21 protein-coding genes are annotated in these 16,989 nt (G+C 67.1%); 14 read left to right on the plus strand and 7 right to left on the minus strand.

Features of this window, described 5'->3' with window-relative positions; genetic code table 11:
- Positions 1 to 5: 5 nt before the first annotated feature.
- The 12 genes from C7389_RS15775 to C7389_RS15830 all read left to right on the plus strand — a co-directional run bounded on the left by C7389_RS15775 (position 6) and on the right by C7389_RS15830 (position 8,967).
- Complete coding sequence (locus C7389_RS15775; protein ID WP_246034796.1) at positions 6 to 728, plus strand: BPSS1780 family membrane protein; 723 nt, start codon at positions 6 to 8, stop codon at positions 726 to 728.
- Positions 729 to 737: 9 nt separating this feature from the next.
- A complete protein-coding gene (locus tag C7389_RS15780) occupies positions 738 to 1,505 on the plus strand; it encodes a BPSS1780 family membrane protein (protein WP_133593199.1) in 768 nt (255 codons plus the stop codon).
- A complete protein-coding gene (gene nadD, locus C7389_RS15785) occupies positions 1,489 to 2,169 on the plus strand; it encodes a nicotinate-nucleotide adenylyltransferase (RefSeq protein ID WP_133593201.1) in 681 nt (226 codons plus the stop codon). Before C7389_RS15780 ends, nadD begins: the two co-directional genes overlap by 17 nt.
- A gap of 5 nt (positions 2,170 to 2,174) precedes the next feature.
- Entirely contained in the window at positions 2,175 to 2,546 is a 372-nt protein-coding gene (gene rsfS / locus C7389_RS15790; RefSeq protein WP_133593203.1) for a ribosome silencing factor, read from the plus strand.
- A 1-nt stretch (position 2,547) separates the two neighbouring features.
- Complete coding sequence (gene rlmH, locus C7389_RS15795) at positions 2,548 to 3,018, plus strand: 23S rRNA (pseudouridine(1915)-N(3))-methyltransferase RlmH (protein WP_133593205.1); 471 nt, start codon at positions 2,548 to 2,550, stop codon at positions 3,016 to 3,018.
- A 2-nt stretch (positions 3,019 to 3,020) separates the two neighbouring features.
- Entirely contained in the window at positions 3,021 to 3,551 is a 531-nt protein-coding gene (gene def, locus C7389_RS15800; protein ID WP_133593207.1) for a peptide deformylase, read from the plus strand.
- 114 nt (positions 3,552 to 3,665) lie between these two features.
- Positions 3,666 to 4,289 (plus strand): Maf family protein, encoded by a 624-nt coding sequence (locus tag C7389_RS15805; RefSeq protein ID WP_133593209.1) that lies wholly within the window; start codon positions 3,666 to 3,668, stop codon positions 4,287 to 4,289.
- Positions 4,290 to 4,410: 121 nt separating this feature from the next.
- On the plus strand, positions 4,411 to 5,865 hold the full coding sequence (gene rng / locus C7389_RS15810; protein ID WP_133593211.1) for a ribonuclease G: 1,455 nt from the start codon (positions 4,411 to 4,413) through the stop codon (positions 5,863 to 5,865).
- A 127-nt stretch (positions 5,866 to 5,992) separates the two neighbouring features.
- Positions 5,993 to 6,880, plus strand: coding sequence for a prenyltransferase (locus tag C7389_RS15815; protein ID WP_133593213.1), 888 nt, complete (start codon positions 5,993 to 5,995; stop codon positions 6,878 to 6,880).
- Positions 6,881 to 6,898: 18 nt separating this feature from the next.
- Complete coding sequence (gene ruvA / locus C7389_RS15820) at positions 6,899 to 7,498, plus strand: Holliday junction branch migration protein RuvA (RefSeq protein WP_133593215.1); 600 nt, start codon at positions 6,899 to 6,901, stop codon at positions 7,496 to 7,498.
- 53 nt (positions 7,499 to 7,551) lie between these two features.
- Positions 7,552 to 8,607, plus strand: a complete 1,056-nt coding sequence (gene ruvB / locus C7389_RS15825; RefSeq protein ID WP_133593218.1) for a Holliday junction branch migration DNA helicase RuvB — start codon at positions 7,552 to 7,554, stop codon at positions 8,605 to 8,607.
- Positions 8,608 to 8,613: 6 nt separating this feature from the next.
- Positions 8,614 to 8,967 carry a hypothetical protein gene (locus tag C7389_RS15830; protein ID WP_133593220.1) on the plus strand — a complete coding sequence of 118 codons (354 nt, stop codon included), beginning with the start codon at positions 8,614 to 8,616 and terminating at the stop codon, positions 8,965 to 8,967.
- A gap of 6 nt (positions 8,968 to 8,973) precedes the next feature.
- Here C7389_RS15830 and C7389_RS15835 read toward each other — a convergent pair whose 3' ends face one another.
- The 5 genes from C7389_RS15835 to dapF form a co-directional block, all read right to left on the minus strand.
- Positions 8,974 to 10,161: a class I SAM-dependent rRNA methyltransferase gene (locus C7389_RS15835; RefSeq protein ID WP_133593222.1), complete on the minus strand. Its 1,188-nt coding sequence runs from the start codon at positions 10,159 to 10,161 to the stop codon at positions 8,974 to 8,976.
- A gap of 153 nt (positions 10,162 to 10,314) precedes the next feature.
- The gene (locus tag C7389_RS15840; RefSeq protein ID WP_246034797.1) at positions 10,315 to 10,818 is read right to left on the minus strand and encodes a hypothetical protein; all 504 of its coding nucleotides are present in this window, start codon (positions 10,816 to 10,818) and stop codon (positions 10,315 to 10,317) included.
- Positions 10,819 to 10,972: 154 nt separating this feature from the next.
- Entirely contained in the window at positions 10,973 to 11,893 is a 921-nt protein-coding gene (locus C7389_RS15845; protein WP_246034798.1) for a tyrosine recombinase XerC, read from the minus strand.
- The gene (locus C7389_RS15850; protein ID WP_133593224.1) at positions 11,878 to 12,531 is read right to left on the minus strand and encodes a DUF484 family protein; all 654 of its coding nucleotides are present in this window, start codon (positions 12,529 to 12,531) and stop codon (positions 11,878 to 11,880) included. Before C7389_RS15850 ends, C7389_RS15845 begins: the two co-directional genes overlap by 16 nt.
- Positions 12,532 to 12,583: 52 nt before the next feature.
- Positions 12,584 to 13,417, minus strand: a complete 834-nt coding sequence (gene dapF / locus C7389_RS15855; protein WP_133593226.1) for a diaminopimelate epimerase — start codon at positions 13,415 to 13,417, stop codon at positions 12,584 to 12,586.
- Positions 13,418 to 13,514: 97 nt separating this feature from the next.
- On the opposite strand from dapF, the gene C7389_RS15860 reads away from it, so the two are divergent.
- On the plus strand, positions 13,515 to 13,751 hold the full coding sequence (locus tag C7389_RS15860; RefSeq protein WP_133593228.1) for a hypothetical protein: 237 nt from the start codon (positions 13,515 to 13,517) through the stop codon (positions 13,749 to 13,751).
- Positions 13,752 to 13,779: 28 nt separating this feature from the next.
- Here C7389_RS15860 and C7389_RS15865 read toward each other — a convergent pair whose 3' ends face one another.
- Together C7389_RS15865 and C7389_RS15870 are read right to left on the minus strand one after the other, a co-directional pair.
- On the minus strand, positions 13,780 to 14,652 hold the full coding sequence (locus C7389_RS15865) for an LpxL/LpxP family acyltransferase (RefSeq protein ID WP_133593387.1): 873 nt from the start codon (positions 14,650 to 14,652) through the stop codon (positions 13,780 to 13,782).
- The gene (locus tag C7389_RS15870; RefSeq protein ID WP_133593230.1) at positions 14,652 to 15,527 is read right to left on the minus strand and encodes a lysophospholipid acyltransferase family protein; all 876 of its coding nucleotides are present in this window, start codon (positions 15,525 to 15,527) and stop codon (positions 14,652 to 14,654) included. Before C7389_RS15870 ends, C7389_RS15865 begins: the two co-directional genes overlap by 1 nt.
- Positions 15,528 to 15,768: 241 nt before the next feature.
- On the opposite strand from C7389_RS15870, the gene metK reads away from it, so the two are divergent.
- Entirely contained in the window at positions 15,769 to 16,935 is a 1,167-nt protein-coding gene (metK, locus tag C7389_RS15875; RefSeq protein ID WP_133593232.1) for a methionine adenosyltransferase, read from the plus strand.
- Positions 16,936 to 16,989 lie beyond the last annotated feature (54 nt).

Consider the following 16,989-nt stretch of genomic DNA (forward strand, 5'->3'; position numbering starts at 1 on the left):
GCCACGTGCTGCCTGAGATTAAGCCGGCCGCTCCGGGCGACGCCCTGCGCTGGCTGGCCACCGGATGGGAGCTTTTCCTGCGCTCGCCCGGCACCTGGCTGCTGCAGACCCTGGTGCTCATCCTCATCCTGCTGGCGCTGGGCATGGTGCCGGTGGCGGTGCCGGTCGCTTTTCCGCTGCTGGCCGCCGGCATGGTCGCCAGCGCCCAGCGTGTGGAGCGCGGTGAAAAGCTGCGGGTCGATCACTTGTTTGACGGCCTGCGCCGGCATGCCGGCAACCTGCTGCTGGTCGGCGCCTTTCACCTTCTGGGCGCGCTATTCGCCGCGCTGATCGCCGCTGCCATCGGCGGCAGCGCCATGCTCACCGGGGCCATCGTCGGCGCCCTCACCGGCGTGGGGCTGGCCACCGGCGGCGTGATGTTCGGCATGCTGGTGTTCACCGTGCTATGGATCATGCTGATGATGGCGCTGTGGTTCGCCCCCGCCCTGGTCATGCTGCAGGACGTGGCCCCGCTCGATGCGATGAAGCTCTCCGCGCAGGCCTGTTTCGGCAGCCTGCTCACCTTCATCATCTTCGCCGTGATGCTCTACGTGCTGGTATGGGTCGCGATGATCCCGGCCGGCCTCGGCATGCTCCTGCTCGTTCCCGTCATCGCCGGTGCCCAGCTCGCCGCCTGGCGCGACCTGTTCTCGCCGCGGCCCGCCCTGCCCGCCGCTCAAACCGACTGAAGACCTCCCATGCAAGCGCAACAACTCCCCACCTACCGCGGCTGGACCTGGCTGAAAGAAGGTTTCGCTCTGTGGCGGCGCAGCCCGGCGCTGCTCACCTTCCTCGCCTTCGGCTACCTGCTGGTGCTGGTACTGGTGAGCGTGGTGCCCTTCGTCGGCCAGCCGGTAGCCTCGCTGATGATGCCCATCCTCTCCCTCGGCGTACTCAACGGCTGTCGCGCCGTGGACAACGGCCGCAAGGTGGGGCCGGATATTCTCTTCTCCGGCTTCAAGGGCAATGTGCAGGCCCTGCTCGCCATAGGCGGCCTCTACCTCGTTGCCAGCCTGCTGGTGCTGATGCTCACCACGCTGATAGACGGCGGCATCCTGCTGAAGGTGATGACAGGCAGCCGCATGGACGAAAGCGCCACCGCCGATCCGCGCATCACCGGCGCGCTGCTGCTCGCCATCGCACTGTCCACGCCGGTGATGATGGCCTACTGGTTCGCGCCCATCCTTGCCGGCTGGTGGAAGCTGCCGCCGACCAAAGCCCTGTTCTTCAGCTTCTACGCCTGCCTGCGCAACTGGCGCCCCTTTCTCGCCTTCGGCATCGCACTGATGGTATTCGGGGCACTGATTCCCGGCATCCTGCTGGGGGTGGTCGGACTGATCTCGCCCTCGCTGGCTGGCATGCTGTCCATCCCGCTGCCGTTGATCATGATCCCGGTGGTGTTTGCCAGCTTCTACATTAACGCGCGGGACGTCTTCGGCCTGCCCCCCGATGTCCTTGCCCGCTAACGTCGGCGACGCCGGCCCGCTGGGACTGCTGGGCGGCACTTTCGATCCCATCCACCTCGGTCATCTACGGCTGGCGGAAGAAGCGCGCGAAGCGCTGGGCCTGGAGAAAGTCCGACTGATTCCCGCCGGCCAGCCGCCCCACCGCGGCAAGCCCGGCTCCACTGCGGAAGACCGGCTGGCAATGGCGCGCCTGGCTGCCGCCGGCAATCCCGCGCTGGAAGTGGACGACAGCGAGGTGCGCGAACCGCGCCCGAGCTACACCGTGCCCACGCTGGAACGCCTGCGGGCCGAGGTCGGCCCGCAGCGCCCCCTGGTGCTCATCCTGGGCGCCGACGCCTTCGCCGGCCTGCCAGGGTGGCATCGCTGGGAGGCGCTGTTCGAGCTCGCCCACATCGCCGTCGCCAACCGGCCGGGGCACTCGCCACACGAACGCCGCTGGCCTGCCACCCTGTCGCCGGAACTCGACGAAGCCTGCCGCGGCCGCCTCAACCGCGCCCCGGTAAAGCTCGACACTCCGGCCGGCAAGGTGATCCCCTTCGACATGACGCCGCTGGCCATTTCCGCCTCTCTGGTGCGGGATTTGCTGCACGCCGGCGCCAGCGCCCGCTATTTGCTGCCCGATTCCGTTCTCGACTATATTGGGCTGCACCACCTCTATCGTTGAACCGCATGGATATCCCCCAACTGCAGCAAACCGTCGTGTCCGCCCTGGAAGACATCAAGGCGCGCGACATTGAAGTCATCGACACATCCAAACTCACCGCGCTGTTCGACCGCATCGTCGTCGCCAGCGCCGATTCCGGGCGCCAGACCCGGGCGCTGTCGCGCAGCGTGCAGGACAAGGTCAAGGCCTCCGGCGGCGAAGTCGTGAGCGTCGAGGGCGAGGACAGCGGTGAATGGGTGCTGGTGGACCTGGGCGACATCGTCGTCCACATCATGCAGCCCGCCATCCGCAGCTATTACAACCTGGAAGAACTGTGGGCCAATGGCGCCCCCGGCCGCCGCAAGGCGGGAGAACCTGCCCGCGCCCGCGGGGAGTAAATTGAAACTGCTGGTCGTGGCCGTCGGCAACCGCATGCCGGCATGGGTGGATGCCGGCTTCGAGGAGTTCGCCCGGCGCATGCCCCGCGAACTGCCCCTGCAGCTCGTTGAAGTGAAGGCGGAAGCCCGTACCACCGGCAAGACAGTGGAAGCCATGATGGCCGCCGAAGCCAGCCGCATCGAAGCCGCGCTGCCCGCCCGCTGCCGGCGCGTCATCCTCGACGAGCGTGGCGGCGATCTCAGCACCCGTGACCTCGCCCGCCGCCTCGAAGGCTGGCAAAGCGGCGGCGAGGACGTCGCCTTCATCGTCGGCGGCCCGGACGGCCTCTCTCCCGAGCTGAAGCGCACCGCGGCGGAAACCTTGCGCCTGTCCAGCCTCACCCTGCCGCACGCCCTGGTCCGCCCCCTGCTGGCCGAAGCGCTCTACCGCGCGTGGACGGTGCTGCGTAACCACCCGTACCACCGCGAGTAACCATGATCCGCAGCATTCTCCGCATGGGCGATCCCCGCCTTTCCCGCGTGGCCCAGCCCATCACCGCCTTCGGCACCACCGAACTGCGCGAACTGGTCGCCGACATGCTGGAAACCATGCATGCGGCAGGCGGCGTCGGCCTCGCAGCGCCGCAGATCGGCGTAAACCTGCGCCTGGTGATCTTCGGCTTCGAACACAGCGAGCGCTATCCGGACGCACCCTCGGTGCCTTTCACCATCCTCGCCAATCCGGTGCTGGAGCCTTTGTCGGAAGAACAGGTGGAGGGCTGGGAAGGCTGCCTGTCCGTACCCGGCCTGCGCGGCTGGGTGCCACGCCACCGCCGCCTGCGCTACAGCGGTTTCGATGTCGAGGGTCGGGCCATCACCCGGGAGGTGGAGGATTTCCATGCGCGAGTGGTTCAGCACGAGTGCGACCACCTGGACGGAATCCTCTACCCCGCCCGTATCAGGGATTTCAACCGCTTCGGCTTCACCGACGAACTCTCCGCCTCCCCGCCCTACGACGAGGTCTGAGCACCCCGCCGGCAGGCGGATCTCCCCGGCGGTGTCGCGGAGTGATGCCCCGAGAAAGCGGCGCCAGCGCAGCTGCGGTTAGAATGCGCAATCATTCCCGCTTCGCGCGCCGTCATGTCGTCCAACCCGCCTCGCATCTATCTCGCCTCCACCAGCCCCCGACGCCGGGAACTGTTGCGTCAGATCGGCGTGCACTTCGAAGTCCTGACGTTTCGCGGCGGCGAGCGGGGCGATGACGCCGACGTCGATGAAACCCCGCTCCCCAATGAAGCCGTCGAACACTACGTGGAGCGGGTCGCCCTGACCAAGGCGGAGGCCGGCTGGCGCCGCGTGCATTGGCGCAAGCTGCCGCGCCGCCCGGTGCTGGCCGCCGACACCACGCTGGAACTGGACGGCGAGATCATCGGCAAGCCACGCGACATGGCAGACGCCCGCGCCATCCTGGGCCGCCTCTCTGGCCGCAGCCACCGCGTGCTCACCGCCATCGCCATCAGCGATGGCACCCACATCCGCAGCAGCCTGTCGGTAAGCGATGTCCGCTTCCGTATCCTCAGCGAGGACGACATCCGCCACTACGTGCTCTCCGGCGAGCCGATGGACAAGGCCGGCGCCTACGGCATCCAGGGCAAGGCAGCGATCTTCATCGAAGAAATACGTGGCAGCTATTCTTCTATCATGGGCCTGCCGCTGTTCGAAACCGCGCAACTGCTGGAGGATGGTTTCGGCTACGCGCTCTAGCGTCGTGCCCGCGGCGCCAGCCACGGCGCCTCCCCTCCATGCCGCCGGCTGCCGGCGATGAGCCATGCGCAATGGCTGACGTGTTGCCTGTCATTGCGCATTTCCCATTACCAGCCACGCCATGAGTATCGAATTCCTGATCAATTTCACCCCGCAGGAGACGCGGGTCGCCATCATCGAGCAGGGGGTCGTACAGGAACTGCACGTCGAACGCACCGCCAACCGCGGCATCGTCGGCAACATCTACACCGGCCGGGTGGTGCGCGTGCTGCCGGGCATGCAGTCCGCTTTCATCGACGTCGGCCTGGAACGCACCGCCTTCCTACATGTGGCCGACATCTGGAGCGACCGCCAGAACGGCGAGGCGGCGCGGCCGATCGAGAAGATCCTCACCGAGGGCCAGACCCTGATGGTGCAGGTGCTCAAGGACCCCATAGGCACCAAGGGCGCGCGGCTGTCCACCCAGATCAGCATCGCCGGCCGGTTGCTGGTCTACCTGCCGCAGGAGAAGCACATCGGCATCTCCCAGCGCATCGAGGATGAAGCCGAGCGTGAAGCCCTGCGCGAACGCCTCACCCGGCTGGTGCCGGAAGACGAGCCCGGCGGCTTCATTGTCCGCACCATGGCCGAATCCGCCTCCGATGAAGAACTCGCCGCCGACATCGGCTACCTGCGCAAGCTGTGGGGCGAGATCCGCAACCGGGCCACCGGCGCGGCGCCGCCCTGCCTGCTGCACGAGGACCTCGGGCTGGGCCACCGGGTGCTGCGCGACCTGGTAGACGAGGAGACCTCGCGCATCGTCATCGACTCACGGGAAAACTTCCAGAAGCTCAGCGCCTTTGCCGCGCTCTATAGTCCCAAGGTGTTGCCACTGCTAGAGCATTACTCCGGCGAGCGGCCGCTGTTCGACCTCTTCAACGTCGAGGACGAAATTCAGAAGGCACTGGCCCGCCGCGTGGAACTGAAGTCCGGCGGCTACCTGATCATCGACCAGACCGAGGCGATGACCACGGTGGATGTGAACACCGGCGGCTTCGTCGGCGCACGCAACTTCGACGACACCATCTTCAAGACCAACCTGGAAGCCAGCCAAGCCATCGCCCGCCAGCTGCGGCTGCGCAACCTGGGCGGCATCATCATCATCGACTTCATCGACATGGAAACCCCCGAGCACCGGGACATGGTGCTGGAGGAGTTCCGCAAGGCGCTGGCACGCGACCACACCAAGATGAGCATCAACGGCTTCACCGCCCTCGGCCTGGTGGAGATGACACGCAAGCGCACCCGCGAGTCGCTGGCCCATCTGCTGTGCGAATCCTGCCCCACCTGCGGCGGCCGCGGCGAGGTCAAGACCGCGCGGACCGTGTGCTACGAGATCCTGCGCGAGCTGGTGCGGGAAGCGCGGCAATTCAACGCCCGCGAGTTCCGGGTGCTGGCAGCCCCCAACGTGATCGACCTGTTTCTTGATGAAGAAAGCCAGTCGCTGGCAATGCTGTCCGACTTCATCGGCAAGAAGATTTCGTTGCATCCGGAAGCCAGCTATACCCAGGAGCAATTCGACATCGTGCTGCTTTGACGCATCGAGGACGACGCGCACCGGCCCCGTAGCCGGCGGCATGCAAGGTCCTCCTCCTGCCTCAGTCTTTCAGAAGGCATGCGCCCGCAGTTGCGGGCGCATGCCTTTGGTACTCCCGGATCCAGACATGTCTTCCGCCCCGCTTCCCGACGACACTCCACCCGCCCAGGACGGCCCGCCGACCTTCACGCTGCCGCTACGCCTCTCCAGCAGCCTGCTTGCCTGCCTGGTTGGCTTCGCTTCCGCCCTCGGCAGCCTGCACCGCCTCGACCCGGTCGTGGCAGCGTTAACCGCGCTGGCAGTGCTGTTGGGGCACTTCGGCTTGAGTGGGCTAGACCCGGCCGGGAACGACGCCCGCAGCGGGAACCAGGACACACCCAGCATCAGCAGGCGCAGCCCGCTCGGCATCTATGCCCCGCTGACGCTGGCCTTCCTGGCGGCACTTGGCCTGTCCCTGCGCACCGGCTCCTGGCTGCCCGTACTTGCCGCCGCCTCTGCCCTAAGCCTAGGCGCCTGGCGCGCTGCCTCGTCCTTGCTTCGCGGCCGCGGGGAAGCGCTGGCGGCCATCTGCTGGCTGCTGATCGCCTTCACCGCCGACGCCCTGCAGCGCGGCGCCTTCAGTCCGCTGGCCGCCGCCGCGGGGCTGTCCTACGCCCTGCTCGCCAGCAACCAGCACCTGATTGCCGCCTTCGCCAGCCACGCCCGGGATGACCAAGGCGGCCAGCGCACGCTAGTGACGATGCTGGGTACCGCCACCGCGAAGTGGGTGTACCTCCTGATCGCGCTCTTCGCCTATGGCTGGCTGGTCGCGCTGGTGGCGCGCTACCAGTTGCCGCAGCATGCCGCCACCGCGGCGCTCACGCTGGTGTTCTCCTTCGCCGCCGGCCGCGAGCTGCTGGAACATGCGGACGATGCCGCACACCTCGGGCCGGCGATACGGCGTACCATCCTGGCCGCCCATCTCCACGGCCTGATCCTGGCCGCCACCCTGGCCTTCGGCCGCTGGCCGGCCTGAAACCTAGAAGAGCGAACGATGATAGGACGCCTCACCGGCACCCTGCTGGAAAAAAACCCGCCCCAGATCCTCGTAGACGCCGGCGGCGTCGGCTACGAACTGGAAGTGCCGATGAGCACCTTCTACGGCCTGCCCGCCACCGGCAGCCGCGTCAGCCTCCACACCCACCTCGCCATCCGCGAGGACGGCCACTTCCTCTACGGCTTCGCCAGCGAAGAAGAGCGCGCCGCCTTCCGCCAATTGCTCAAGGTCTCCGGCATTGGCGCGCGCACCGCGCTGGCGGTGTTGTCCGGCCTGTCGGTGAATGACCTCGCCCAAGCAGTGGCGCTGCAGGAAGCCGGCCGGCTGGTGAAAATTCCCGGCATTGGCAAGAAGACCGCCGAGCGCCTGCTGCTGGAACTGCGCGACAAGCTCGGCAAGGCCCTGCCGCAAGTCACCGGCGCCCGGCTGGCCGCTGCGGCCGGCGGCGCAGCAGATGCGAAGAGCGACGTCCTCAACGCCCTTCTTGCCCTCGGCTACAACGAGAAGGAAGCACTGGGCGCGATGAAGGGGCTGGCCGAGGATGTCGGTGTCTCCGATGGCATCCGCCAAGCGCTCAAGGCGCTGTCGAAAGCCTGAACAAATCGACAGTAGTCCGCACCGGGCAACACCGGAGCAGCTAAACTCCCGCCATGATCGAAACCGACAAGCTCCGCGCCGCAGCCTCCGAGCGCCTGATCTCCCCCCAGCCCGCCGACCGCCAGGAAGACGCGGTGGAACGTGCGCTGCGCCCCAAGCGCCTGGCCGAATACGTCGGCCAGCAGAAGGTCCGTGAGCAGTTGGAGATCTTCATCCAGGCCGCCAAGAAGCGCGGCGAGGCACTGGACCATGTGTTGCTGTTCGGCCCGCCCGGCCTGGGCAAGACCACGCTGGCCCACATCGTCGCCGCCGAGATGGGGGTGAACCTGCGTCAGACCTCCGGCCCGGTGCTGGAGCGCGCCGGCGACCTTGCCGCGCTGCTCACCAACCTGGAGCCGCACGACGTCCTCTTCATCGACGAGATCCATCGCCTGTCGCCGGTGGTGGAGGAAATCCTCTACCCGGCACTGGAGGACTTCCAGATCGACATCATGATCGGCGAAGGCCCGGCTGCCCGCTCGGTGAAGCTGGACTTGCCGCCCTTCACCCTGGTCGGCGCCACCACCCGCGCCGGCATGCTCACCAACCCGCTGCGCGACCGCTTCGGCATCGTCTCCCGGCTGGAGTTCTACACACCGGACGAGTTGGGCTTCATTGTCGGCCGCTCGGCGCGACTGCTGAACGTGGAGATCGACGACGCCGGCGCCCTGGAGATCGCCCGCCGCGCCCGCGGCACCCCCCGCATCGCCAACCGGCTGCTGCGCCGGGTGCGCGACTACGCCGAGGTGAAGGCCGGCGGCGACATCTCCGCCAAGGTGGCGGACGCCGCGCTGACCATGCTGGACGTGGATGCGCTCGGCCTGGACCTGATGGACCGCAAGCTGCTCTCCGCCATGCTGGAGAAATTCGGCGGCGGCCCGGTCGGCCTCGACAACATCGCCGCCGCGATCGGTGAATCCACCGACACCATCGAAGACGTCATCGAGCCCTACCTGATCCAGCAAGGCTACCTGCAGCGCACCCCGCGCGGCCGCATGGCTACCCACGCCATCTGGCAGCACTTCGGCCTCATGCCGCCGCGTGCAGGCGGAGACCTGTTCGAGCGCTGAGCCGGCATGCGCTCCATTCAGGTCCTGATGCTGTGCCTGTGCGTGCTCGGCGGCCTCTACCTGCTAACCCAGGCCCCCAGCTTCTTCATGCCCGACCGCGGCAACCCGGCGCTAGGCCGGCTATTCGACCCGCTGTCCTCACGCCTGCTCGGCGCCGGCCTGCTCGCCGCCGGCTGGGCCGGCGTGGGCTACATGGGTAACTTCTACTACCGCGGCGAGCGCCGCCTGCCCGGACCGCGCGGGCAGAGGCAGCACTTCATCGCCATGGTGCTGGCGCTGGGGCTGATCGCCGCCGCATTCTCCAGCGCCGAGCCGGGCCCGGACCCAGACCGCCCGGCCGCGAGCCGGCCGCAGCGCTGAGCGTGATCAGTCGATCTGAAGCGCCAGCCCTTTCAGGTACTCACCCTCCGGCACCGACAGCCCGACGGGATGATCCGGTGCCGCCGACAAGCGCTGGATGATACGGGCGTCTACGCCGGCATCCACCGCCGCACCGGCGACGATCTTCTGGAACAACTCCAGCCCAATGCCGCCTGAGCAGGAATAGGTCATCAGGATGCCGCCGGGCGCCAGCAGGCGGAAACCCAGCAGGTTGATATCCTTGTAGGCCCGGGAAGCGCGGTCCGCATGCGCGGCGGAAGGTGCGAACTTGGGCGGGTCCAGCACGATCAGGCCGAACTTGCGCCCTTCGGCGCGCAAGGCACGCAGAGCCTGGAAAACATCGTCCTCGCGCCATTCGGCGCGATCCGCCGGCAACTGGGGGTTGAGCGCCAGATTGCGCGCCGCGGTCGCCAGCGCCGGGCCGGAGGAGTCGATGGACAGCACGCTGCGCGCACCGCCAGCCAGCGCCTGCAGCGAGAAGCCGCCGGTGTAGCAGAAGCAGTTGAGCACATCGCGGTCCTTCGCGAAGCGGCCGGTCAGCCATCGGTTGTCGCGCTGATCGAGGTAGAAGCCGGTCTTGTGTCCGCCCACCACGTCCACCGCCATCCGCACGCCGTGCTCGGTGATCTGCAGATCTTCCGGCAACTCGCCGTACACGCAGCCCACCCTCGGCTCCAGCCCTTCCAGCCCACGCACGTCGGAGTCCGAGCGCTCATAGACCACACTGCAGCCGGTGGCCTGCACCAGGCCAGCCACCAGTGCATCCCGCCATTTCTCACCACCGGCGCCGGTGAGTTGCAGGACCACGACCGGGCCGTAGCGGTCGGCGATCACACCGGGCAGCCCGTCAGACTCGCCGTGGATCAAACGCAGCCCATCATTGCCTTCAAGCAGGGGATGGCTGGCGCGCCGCGCCACCGAAGCCGCCACCCGGCGCTTGAAGAAGGCGTGATCGACGGTGGTATCTGCATCGAAGGTCCACATGCGGGCGCGGATCTGGGATTCCGGCGACCATGCCGCCCGCCCCAGGAATTTGCCGTCATCGCTCAGCACTTCCACGGTATCTCCCGGACGCGCCCGGCCTTCGAGCCGGGCAACCGAGCCGGCGAAGATCCAGGGGTGACGACGCATCACGGAGCGTTCCTTGCCGGGAAGCAGAATCAGGCGGGCCATGAGGGAAATCCACGAAAATGGCCGGCAAGTCTACCCGCAGTACCCTGAGGCGCCAATCCAGCAAAGAATCCACTGGCGACAAGGCCCTGGGGTACCCGCACAGGCTTTATCCGTCGCGGATACCCCAATGGATGCGTGTAGTGGAGAATCGGGCTACTTGTCGATCAGGCGCCGGGCCCTGTCCGCCGTTGTCAGCAACTCGCTGAGTTGGCGCGTGCCCAGAATGGAACCAAAGTGGTTGATCGCCTCGGCTGTCACATAGAGGTGACCGTTGTGGCGCTTGCGGATCCAGCCCAACTCGATGAGACGCACGATCTTCCGTCTGACCGTCTCGCGCGGCAGCCCGGTCGCTGCGGCAATCGAGTATGCATTGCAAGGCTTCAAGGGGCAGAGATCGTCCGGGTCATCCAGCGTCTTGCGTGTGCCGGCGCCATTCTCGTAAGCGCCAATGTTATGCAGCGCAATCTCGCCCAGCAGAATAGGTAAGAGGATGTCGCGGTCGAAATCATCAAACCAGCGCCTGAGATTCCGGATCTCGTACCGGGCAAGCAGCAAAGCCACCTCCCGCTGCACACCTTGGCGCTCGAATGATGCTGCGCCTGGAGCGAGGACGCCTCCCTCGACGCCTCCTCCCCTGGGGGTAATTCCAGTCGTCATGGCTGCCCCGCTTTCGCCGCCCCATTTACTGGGGACGCGACACAGTCCGTTAGTAATTATTCTGCTTGCTGTCAGCATAGCCGAAGGCCTCTATACCCCCACATCCGTAAATACCCAAACTGGGGAAGGGATACGGAACAGAAGAGGCTGCCTTTTAACGCTTGCGCGCGCGGGGATGCGCAGCGTCGTACACCTGGGCGAGGTGCTGGAAATCGAGGTGGGTATACACCTGGGTACTGCGGATGCTGGCGTGGCCCAGCAGTTCCTGCACAGCACGCAGGTCCCCACTGGCCTGGAGCATGTGGCTGGCAAAGCTGTGGCGCAGCATATGAGGATGGACATGCACGCCCAAGCCAATCTGCTGAGCACGCTGGGCGAGACGGCTGCGGATGGCGGATGAAGTCATGCGCTTGCCGGTGCGCGTCACGAACAGCGCCCGCTCGTCGCCCACCGGCAAGCCGGAGCGCAGGGCCACCCAGGCGCGCAGCGCCTCAAGTGCCTTGCCGCCCACCGGGACCATGCGGGTCTTGCCACGCTTGCCGGTGACGGTGGCCATGCCTTCGTCCATATCCACACCCCGCCCCAGGTCCAGGCTGGCGAGTTCCGCCAGGCGCAGGCCGGAGGAGTAGAGCAATTCGAACATAGCGAGGTCGCGAACCTCCAGCACGCTCTCGGCAACGGGGTCCAGCAAGGCCTGGGCTTGCTCCATCGACAGCGCGCGCGGCAGCAGCGAAGGCGAGCGCGGAGCCCGGATCCCGTCCACCGGGTTGCGCTCAAGTCCGCGATGCCGGGCGAACCAGCGATACAACCCTCGCCAGGCGGACAGCGCGCGGGCGATGGAGCGCCCGCCCAATCCTTCTCCATGCAGGCGGCCGACGAAGCGGCGGATGTCGTGAGAGGAAAGCTCCAGCGGCGACCGCCCGTCAGCGAGTTCGGCCAGCCGGAGCAGATCGCGACGATAGCCTTCCACCGTCAGCCGGGCGGCGCGGCGCTGGGTTGCCAGGTAGGCAAGGTAATCCTCCACCCAGATGGGCGGCGCGCTTTCCGCCTCGGCTGGATTCAGCCCAGTTCGCACAGCAGCGCGGCAGCGGCGAGTTCGGCGATGCGGCCGAGGTAGAGCGTGCCCATTTCCGGATAGAAGCGCTCCATCTCCTCGCTGCCCAGCACCAGCACGCCGAAGACTTGGGTCTGGCGGCGCAGCGGCATCAGCGCCAGGGAACGGATGTGCGGCGAGGCTTCGCCGAACCAGCCCACCGCCTCGATATTGTCGGGCGCACCGCAGTAGGGACGGCGGAGGTCACCGACATAGAGCCGCACGCTTTCGCTCACCGACGCGAACTCCGCCTCCTCGCGGGCCAGCACGCTGTTCCAGATGCGCAGGGCGACGTGCGGAACGCTGAAGTCCTCCTGCAGGCTGGTATAGAGCGCATGCCGCACCGCCTCGTAGTTCTCGGCCGCCAGCAGGGCAACCGACAGGCGGTGCACTTTTTCGCTGATGTCGTCGTTCTCCTCGCCGAAGCGGATCAGTTCTGCCAGCTTGCCTTCCAGCAGGCGGATCTTGTCGCGCAGGGCATGGAGCTGGCGCTCCGCCAGCGAGATCGCCTGGCCGTCGTGCTGGGGATGGGGCACGGTGATCTGGGTAAAGAGTTCGCCGTGCTCCGAAAGAAAATCGGGGTGTTCACGGAGGTAACGGGCGACGTCGTCAGCATTCATCGGGGGGCTCCAATCCAGTCGGAGCGGCGCTGCCGCCCCGTAAAAATGGGTTTCAGGCGAGTTCCATCTCGCCTTCGAATACGGTGACCGCGGGGCCGGTCATCAGCACCGGCGTTTCCGGGCCGCTCCAGGCGATCTCCAGTTCGCCACCGCGGGTTTCGACCCGCACCGGCGACACCAGCAGGCCGCGCAGGATGCCGGCGACCACCGCCGCGCAGGCACCGGTACCGCAGGCCAGGGTCTCTCCGGCGCCGCGCTCGAATACCCGCAGGCGCACATGGCCTTCATCCACCACTTGCATGAAGCCGGCGTTCACCCGTGCCGGGAAGCGGGCATGCTTTTCGATCAGCGCGCCCTGCGCCTGCACCGGCGCCATCTCCACGTCGGCCACCACCTGCACCGCATGTGGGTTGCCCATGGAGACCGCGGTGATCGCCACCGTCTCGCCGGCGACGTCCAGCGGCTGCACCACTGCGTCCGAGTCGGAAACGAAGGGAATCTGCGCCGGCTGCAGCCGCGGCACGCCCATGTCCACCGTCACCAGGCCGTCCGGCCGCAGGCGCGGGGCGATGAGACCACTGCGGGTCTCAACGCGGATCTCGTCCTTGTCGGTCAGCGCCTTCTCATGCACGAAGCGGACGAAGCAGCGCGCGCCGTTGCCGCACTGCTCCACCTCGCCGCCATCGGCGTTGAAGATGCGGTAGCGGAAATCGACGTCCGGCTGCGTGGGCTGCTCCACCACCAGCAACTGGTCGCAGCCCACGCCGAAATGCCGATCGGCGATGACCCGCACCCGTTCGGGGGTCAGATCCACCGTCTCACGGGTGGCATCGATGACGACGAAATCGTTGCCGAGACCGTGCATCTTGGTGAAACGCAAACGCATGGGGGAAAGCTCCTGGAGGGATGGGGCGGAGAACGGCCGATTCTCGCCCAGCGGCCGACTATCGTCCACCGCGGGCCAGGTGGGAGAATGCCGCGCCATGGATACCCGCCCCGCACTCATTCCCCTCTCCGCCTGGCTGCTCGGCATCCCCGGTCTGCTCTGCCTGCTGGCGGGATTCGCCCTGCTGGTCGGGGATTTCTCGGCTTCGCATCCCATACTCGCGGAGGCCGGCACTGCACTGGCGCTGATCGTGTCGGCGGTGGCCCTGCTCGGCAGCGCCGCCTTTCCAGTCGTGCTCGCGCGCCTTGCCCGGCAGGACGAAAAGAGGGACTAGGCCCGCGCCGCCAGGCTGCTCTGGGGACTCAATAGAGCTTGGGCTCGCCCGGCGGACGCGTCTTGAAGCGGCGGTGCACCCAGTAATACTGCTCGGGCATGGACTTCACCGCGCCTTCCAGCCAGCGGTTCATGCGCAGGGTATCGGCCTCCACATCCGCGGTCGGAAAATCCGCCCACGCCTCGCCGATCTCGACGTCGTAGCCGCTGCCGTCGCGCCGCACATGGGCGGTACAGGGCATCACCACCGCACCGGCGAGGCGGGCAAGGCGCGACAAACCTGTGATGGTCGCCGCCGGCACGCCGAAGAAAGGCACGAAGATGGCGTCCTTGCGGCCGTAATCCATGTCCGGCAGGTAGAAGAAGGGACGGCCGGCGCGCATCGCCTTCACCGTGCTGCGCACGCCGTCCTGGCGCGATAGCAGCATCTGGTCGTTGAAGCGGCTGCGGCCGTGGTAGAGCCAGCGATCCAGCACCTTGTTCTTCTGGTGGGCATACATGCTGACGAAGTCGCCTTCCATGGCCAGCCGGGTGCCGGCGATGTCCAGGCCGACGAAGTGCGGCGCCAGCAGGATCACCGCCTGGCCTTCGGCCTTTGCCGCCGTCACCCGTTCCAGGCCGGTGAGCCGGATCAGGCGCCGCAGTCGCGCCTCGCTCGCCCACCAGCTCAGGCCACGCTCCAGCAGGCTGCGGCCCAGCATGCGGAAATGCCGGCGCAGCAGACGGTTGCGCGCATGGGCCTCCATTTCCGGAAAGCACAGCCGCAGATTGATCGCCGCCACCCGGCGACGCGGCAGGGCGAAGACGTAGATGAGCAAGCCCAGCGCTTCGCCCACGCGGGCGAGGACCGGCAACGGCAGCCAGTGGAGCAGCCAGAACAGGGCAACGCCCAGGCGGGTCATCATGCGTGCGCATCCTCGGCCGCTTGATCGGCCGCCTTGCCTGCCTTCGGCTTCTTGTAGCGGTGATAGCCCCACAGGTATTGCTCCGGGCAACGCAGGATAACGCGCTCGATGTCGCGGTTGATGGCCGCGCAGCGTGCCGCCAGATCACCCTCCATCGCCTCCTGCGGGGGAGCCACATGCAGCGAGTAGCCCTGCCCGCGCGGCAGGCGTTCGGCCCAGATGTAGAACATGCGCACGTTTTTCACTTCGGCCAGGCGGGCCGCCAGCGTCATCGTCCACGCCGGGCGGCCAAAGAACGGCGCCCAGATCCCTTCACCCAGGGCCGGCACCTGGTCCGGCAGCATGCCCACCGCCTCGCTCGCCCGCAGCGTTTTCACCAGCTTCCGCACGCCGGAGAGGTCGGCCGGCGCGGTGCGCATGTCGCCCCGATTGCGGCCGTATTCCATCAGCGGCCGCAGCGCAGCCTTGCGCGGCGGCCGGTAGAGCACGGTGATGGGGGCATGGGCAGCGCAGTAGAGCGCAGTGATCTCGAAGCAGCCCAGGTGGGGCGTCATGAAGAGGATGCCAGCGCCTTCACTGCGCGCTTGGTCGGCCAACTCCCAGCCTTCGGCACGGACGATCTTGCCCAGCACCTCCTCCACCGGACGCAACCAGAGCCAGGGCACCTCCAGCGCCTGTCGCCCTGCTTCCGCCACCGCGCGGCGGCGCAGCGCCGGATCGTCGCGGCCAAGGGCCAGCGTCAGGTTGTCCTTCAGCCGCCGGCGGTAGCCGCTGTCGAAAAAATAGATCAACCAGCCGGCCAGCCCGCCCACGGCGTGCAGCCAGCTCAGCGGCAGGCGGGAGAGAAAGCGGAACAGCGGGGCAAGAAACATGAAGAATGGCCGGCAGCCACCGGGCTGGTACAAGGCGACTGATTTGACCGGTCGGGACGAAAGTCTATAATTATCCCTTAGCCGCCGAGTTAATTCGACAACTTGCAGGGCGGCCGTCGCTTTCCTCCCACAGGAACCGACCCAGAAATACTGCTAAAGCGTCGCCTGCTCGGCGAAATCCCCGGAGCTGGCCACGACGCCAACCACCGGGGATTTTTGTTTTTTGAGCAAGGAGCCGAACTTGGCCAAGGAATTCCTCTTCACCTCGGAATCCGTTTCCGAAGGACACCCGGACAAGGTCGCCGACCAGATTTCCGACGGCGTGCTGGACGCCATCCTCGCCGAAGACCCCCACGCCCGCGTCGCCTGCGAAACCCTGGTCTCCACCGGCCTGGTGGTCATCTCCGGTGAAATCACCACCAACGCTCACCCGAACTACCGCGAAATCGCGCAGGACGTGGTTCGCCGCATCGGTTACGACAACTCCGATATCGGCTTCGACTACAAGAGCTGCGCCATCCTTACCGCGATCAACCGCCAATCGGCAGACATCGCGCAGGGCGTAAATGAAGGAGAAGGCCTGGACCTCGACCAAGGCGCGGGCGACCAGGGCCTGATGTTCGGTTTCGCCACCGACGAAACCCCCAGCCTGATGCCTTTCCCGATCTACTACGCCCACCGCATCATGCAGCGCCAAGCGGAACTGCGTAAGGACGGCCGCCTGCCTTGGCTGCGCCCGGACGCCAAGAGCCAGCTGACGGTGAAGTATGTGAACGGCAAGCCGGTGGCCATCGACACCGTGGTCGTCTCCACCCAGCACGCGCCGGACATCTCCCACGCCCAGTTGTCCGAAGCGGTGATCGAGGAAGTGATCAAGCCGGTGCTGCCGAAGGAACTGCTGGCCGGCGAAGTGCGCTACCTGATCAACCCCACCGGCCGCTTCGTCATCGGCGGCCCGCACGGCGACTGCGGCCTCACCGGCCGCAAGATCATCGTCGATACCTACGGCGGCGCGGCCCACCATGGCGGCGGAGCCTTCTCCGGCAAGGATCCGTCCAAGGTGGACCGCTCCGCCGCCTACGCCGGCCGCTACGTGGCCAAGAACGTGGTCGCCGCCGGCCTGGCCTCCAAGTGCGAGGTGCAGGTGGCCTACGCCATCGGCGTCGCCAAGCCGGTGTCGTTGATGGTGAACACCTTCGGCACCGGCAAGATCGCCGACGAGAAGATCGTCGAACTGATCCGCGCCCACTTCGACCTGCGCCCCAAGGCCATCATCCAGACCCTGGACCTGCTGCGCCCGATCTACTCCAAGACCGCCGCCTACGGCCACTTCGGCCGCGACGAGCCGGAATTCACCTGGGAGCAGACCGACAAGGCCGCCGCGCTGAAGGCCGACGCCGGCCTCTAAGCCGCCCGCCCTGCCGGCGCCCTCGCAAGGCGCCGGCAGGGCAGCCTCCATCGC

Origin of the sequence: Azoarcus indigens (assembly GCF_004361735.1) — a bacterium.
Taxonomy (GTDB): Bacteria; Pseudomonadota; Gammaproteobacteria; order Burkholderiales; family Rhodocyclaceae; genus Azoarcus; species Azoarcus indigens.

Excerpts from the sequence above, each read along its gene's own strand:
- C7389_RS15805 (WP_133593209.1), top strand. The coding sequence starts at position 3,666 with ATGTCGTCCAACCCGCCTCGCATCTATCTCGCCTCCACCAGCCCCCGA.
- ruvA (WP_133593215.1), top strand. The coding sequence starts at position 6,899 with ATGATAGGACGCCTCACCGGCACCCTGCTGGAAAAAAACCCGCCCCAG.
- C7389_RS15840 (WP_246034797.1), bottom strand. The coding sequence starts at position 10,818 with ATGACGACTGGAATTACCCCCAGGGGAGGAGGCGTCGAGGGAGGCGTC.
- rng (WP_133593211.1), top strand. The coding sequence starts at position 4,411 with ATGAGTATCGAATTCCTGATCAATTTCACCCCGCAGGAGACGCGGGTC.
- C7389_RS15865 (WP_133593387.1), bottom strand. The coding sequence starts at position 14,652 with ATGACCCGCCTGGGCGTTGCCCTGTTCTGGCTGCTCCACTGGCTGCCG.
- dapF (WP_133593226.1), bottom strand. The coding sequence starts at position 13,417 with ATGCGTTTGCGTTTCACCAAGATGCACGGTCTCGGCAACGATTTCGTC.
- ruvB (WP_133593218.1), top strand. The coding sequence starts at position 7,552 with ATGATCGAAACCGACAAGCTCCGCGCCGCAGCCTCCGAGCGCCTGATC.
- nadD (WP_133593201.1), top strand. The coding sequence starts at position 1,489 with ATGTCCTTGCCCGCTAACGTCGGCGACGCCGGCCCGCTGGGACTGCTG.
- C7389_RS15830 (WP_133593220.1), top strand. The coding sequence starts at position 8,614 with ATGCGCTCCATTCAGGTCCTGATGCTGTGCCTGTGCGTGCTCGGCGGC.
- rsfS (WP_133593203.1), top strand. The coding sequence starts at position 2,175 with ATGGATATCCCCCAACTGCAGCAAACCGTCGTGTCCGCCCTGGAAGAC.
- C7389_RS15780 (WP_133593199.1), top strand. The coding sequence starts at position 738 with ATGCAAGCGCAACAACTCCCCACCTACCGCGGCTGGACCTGGCTGAAA.
- C7389_RS15860 (WP_133593228.1), top strand. The coding sequence starts at position 13,515 with ATGGATACCCGCCCCGCACTCATTCCCCTCTCCGCCTGGCTGCTCGGC.
- C7389_RS15815 (WP_133593213.1), top strand. The coding sequence starts at position 5,993 with ATGTCTTCCGCCCCGCTTCCCGACGACACTCCACCCGCCCAGGACGGC.
- C7389_RS15835 (WP_133593222.1), bottom strand. The coding sequence starts at position 10,161 with ATGGCCCGCCTGATTCTGCTTCCCGGCAAGGAACGCTCCGTGATGCGT.
- C7389_RS15870 (WP_133593230.1), bottom strand. The coding sequence starts at position 15,527 with ATGTTTCTTGCCCCGCTGTTCCGCTTTCTCTCCCGCCTGCCGCTGAGC.
- C7389_RS15850 (WP_133593224.1), bottom strand. The coding sequence starts at position 12,531 with ATGAATGCTGACGACGTCGCCCGTTACCTCCGTGAACACCCCGATTTT.
- def (WP_133593207.1), top strand. The coding sequence starts at position 3,021 with ATGATCCGCAGCATTCTCCGCATGGGCGATCCCCGCCTTTCCCGCGTG.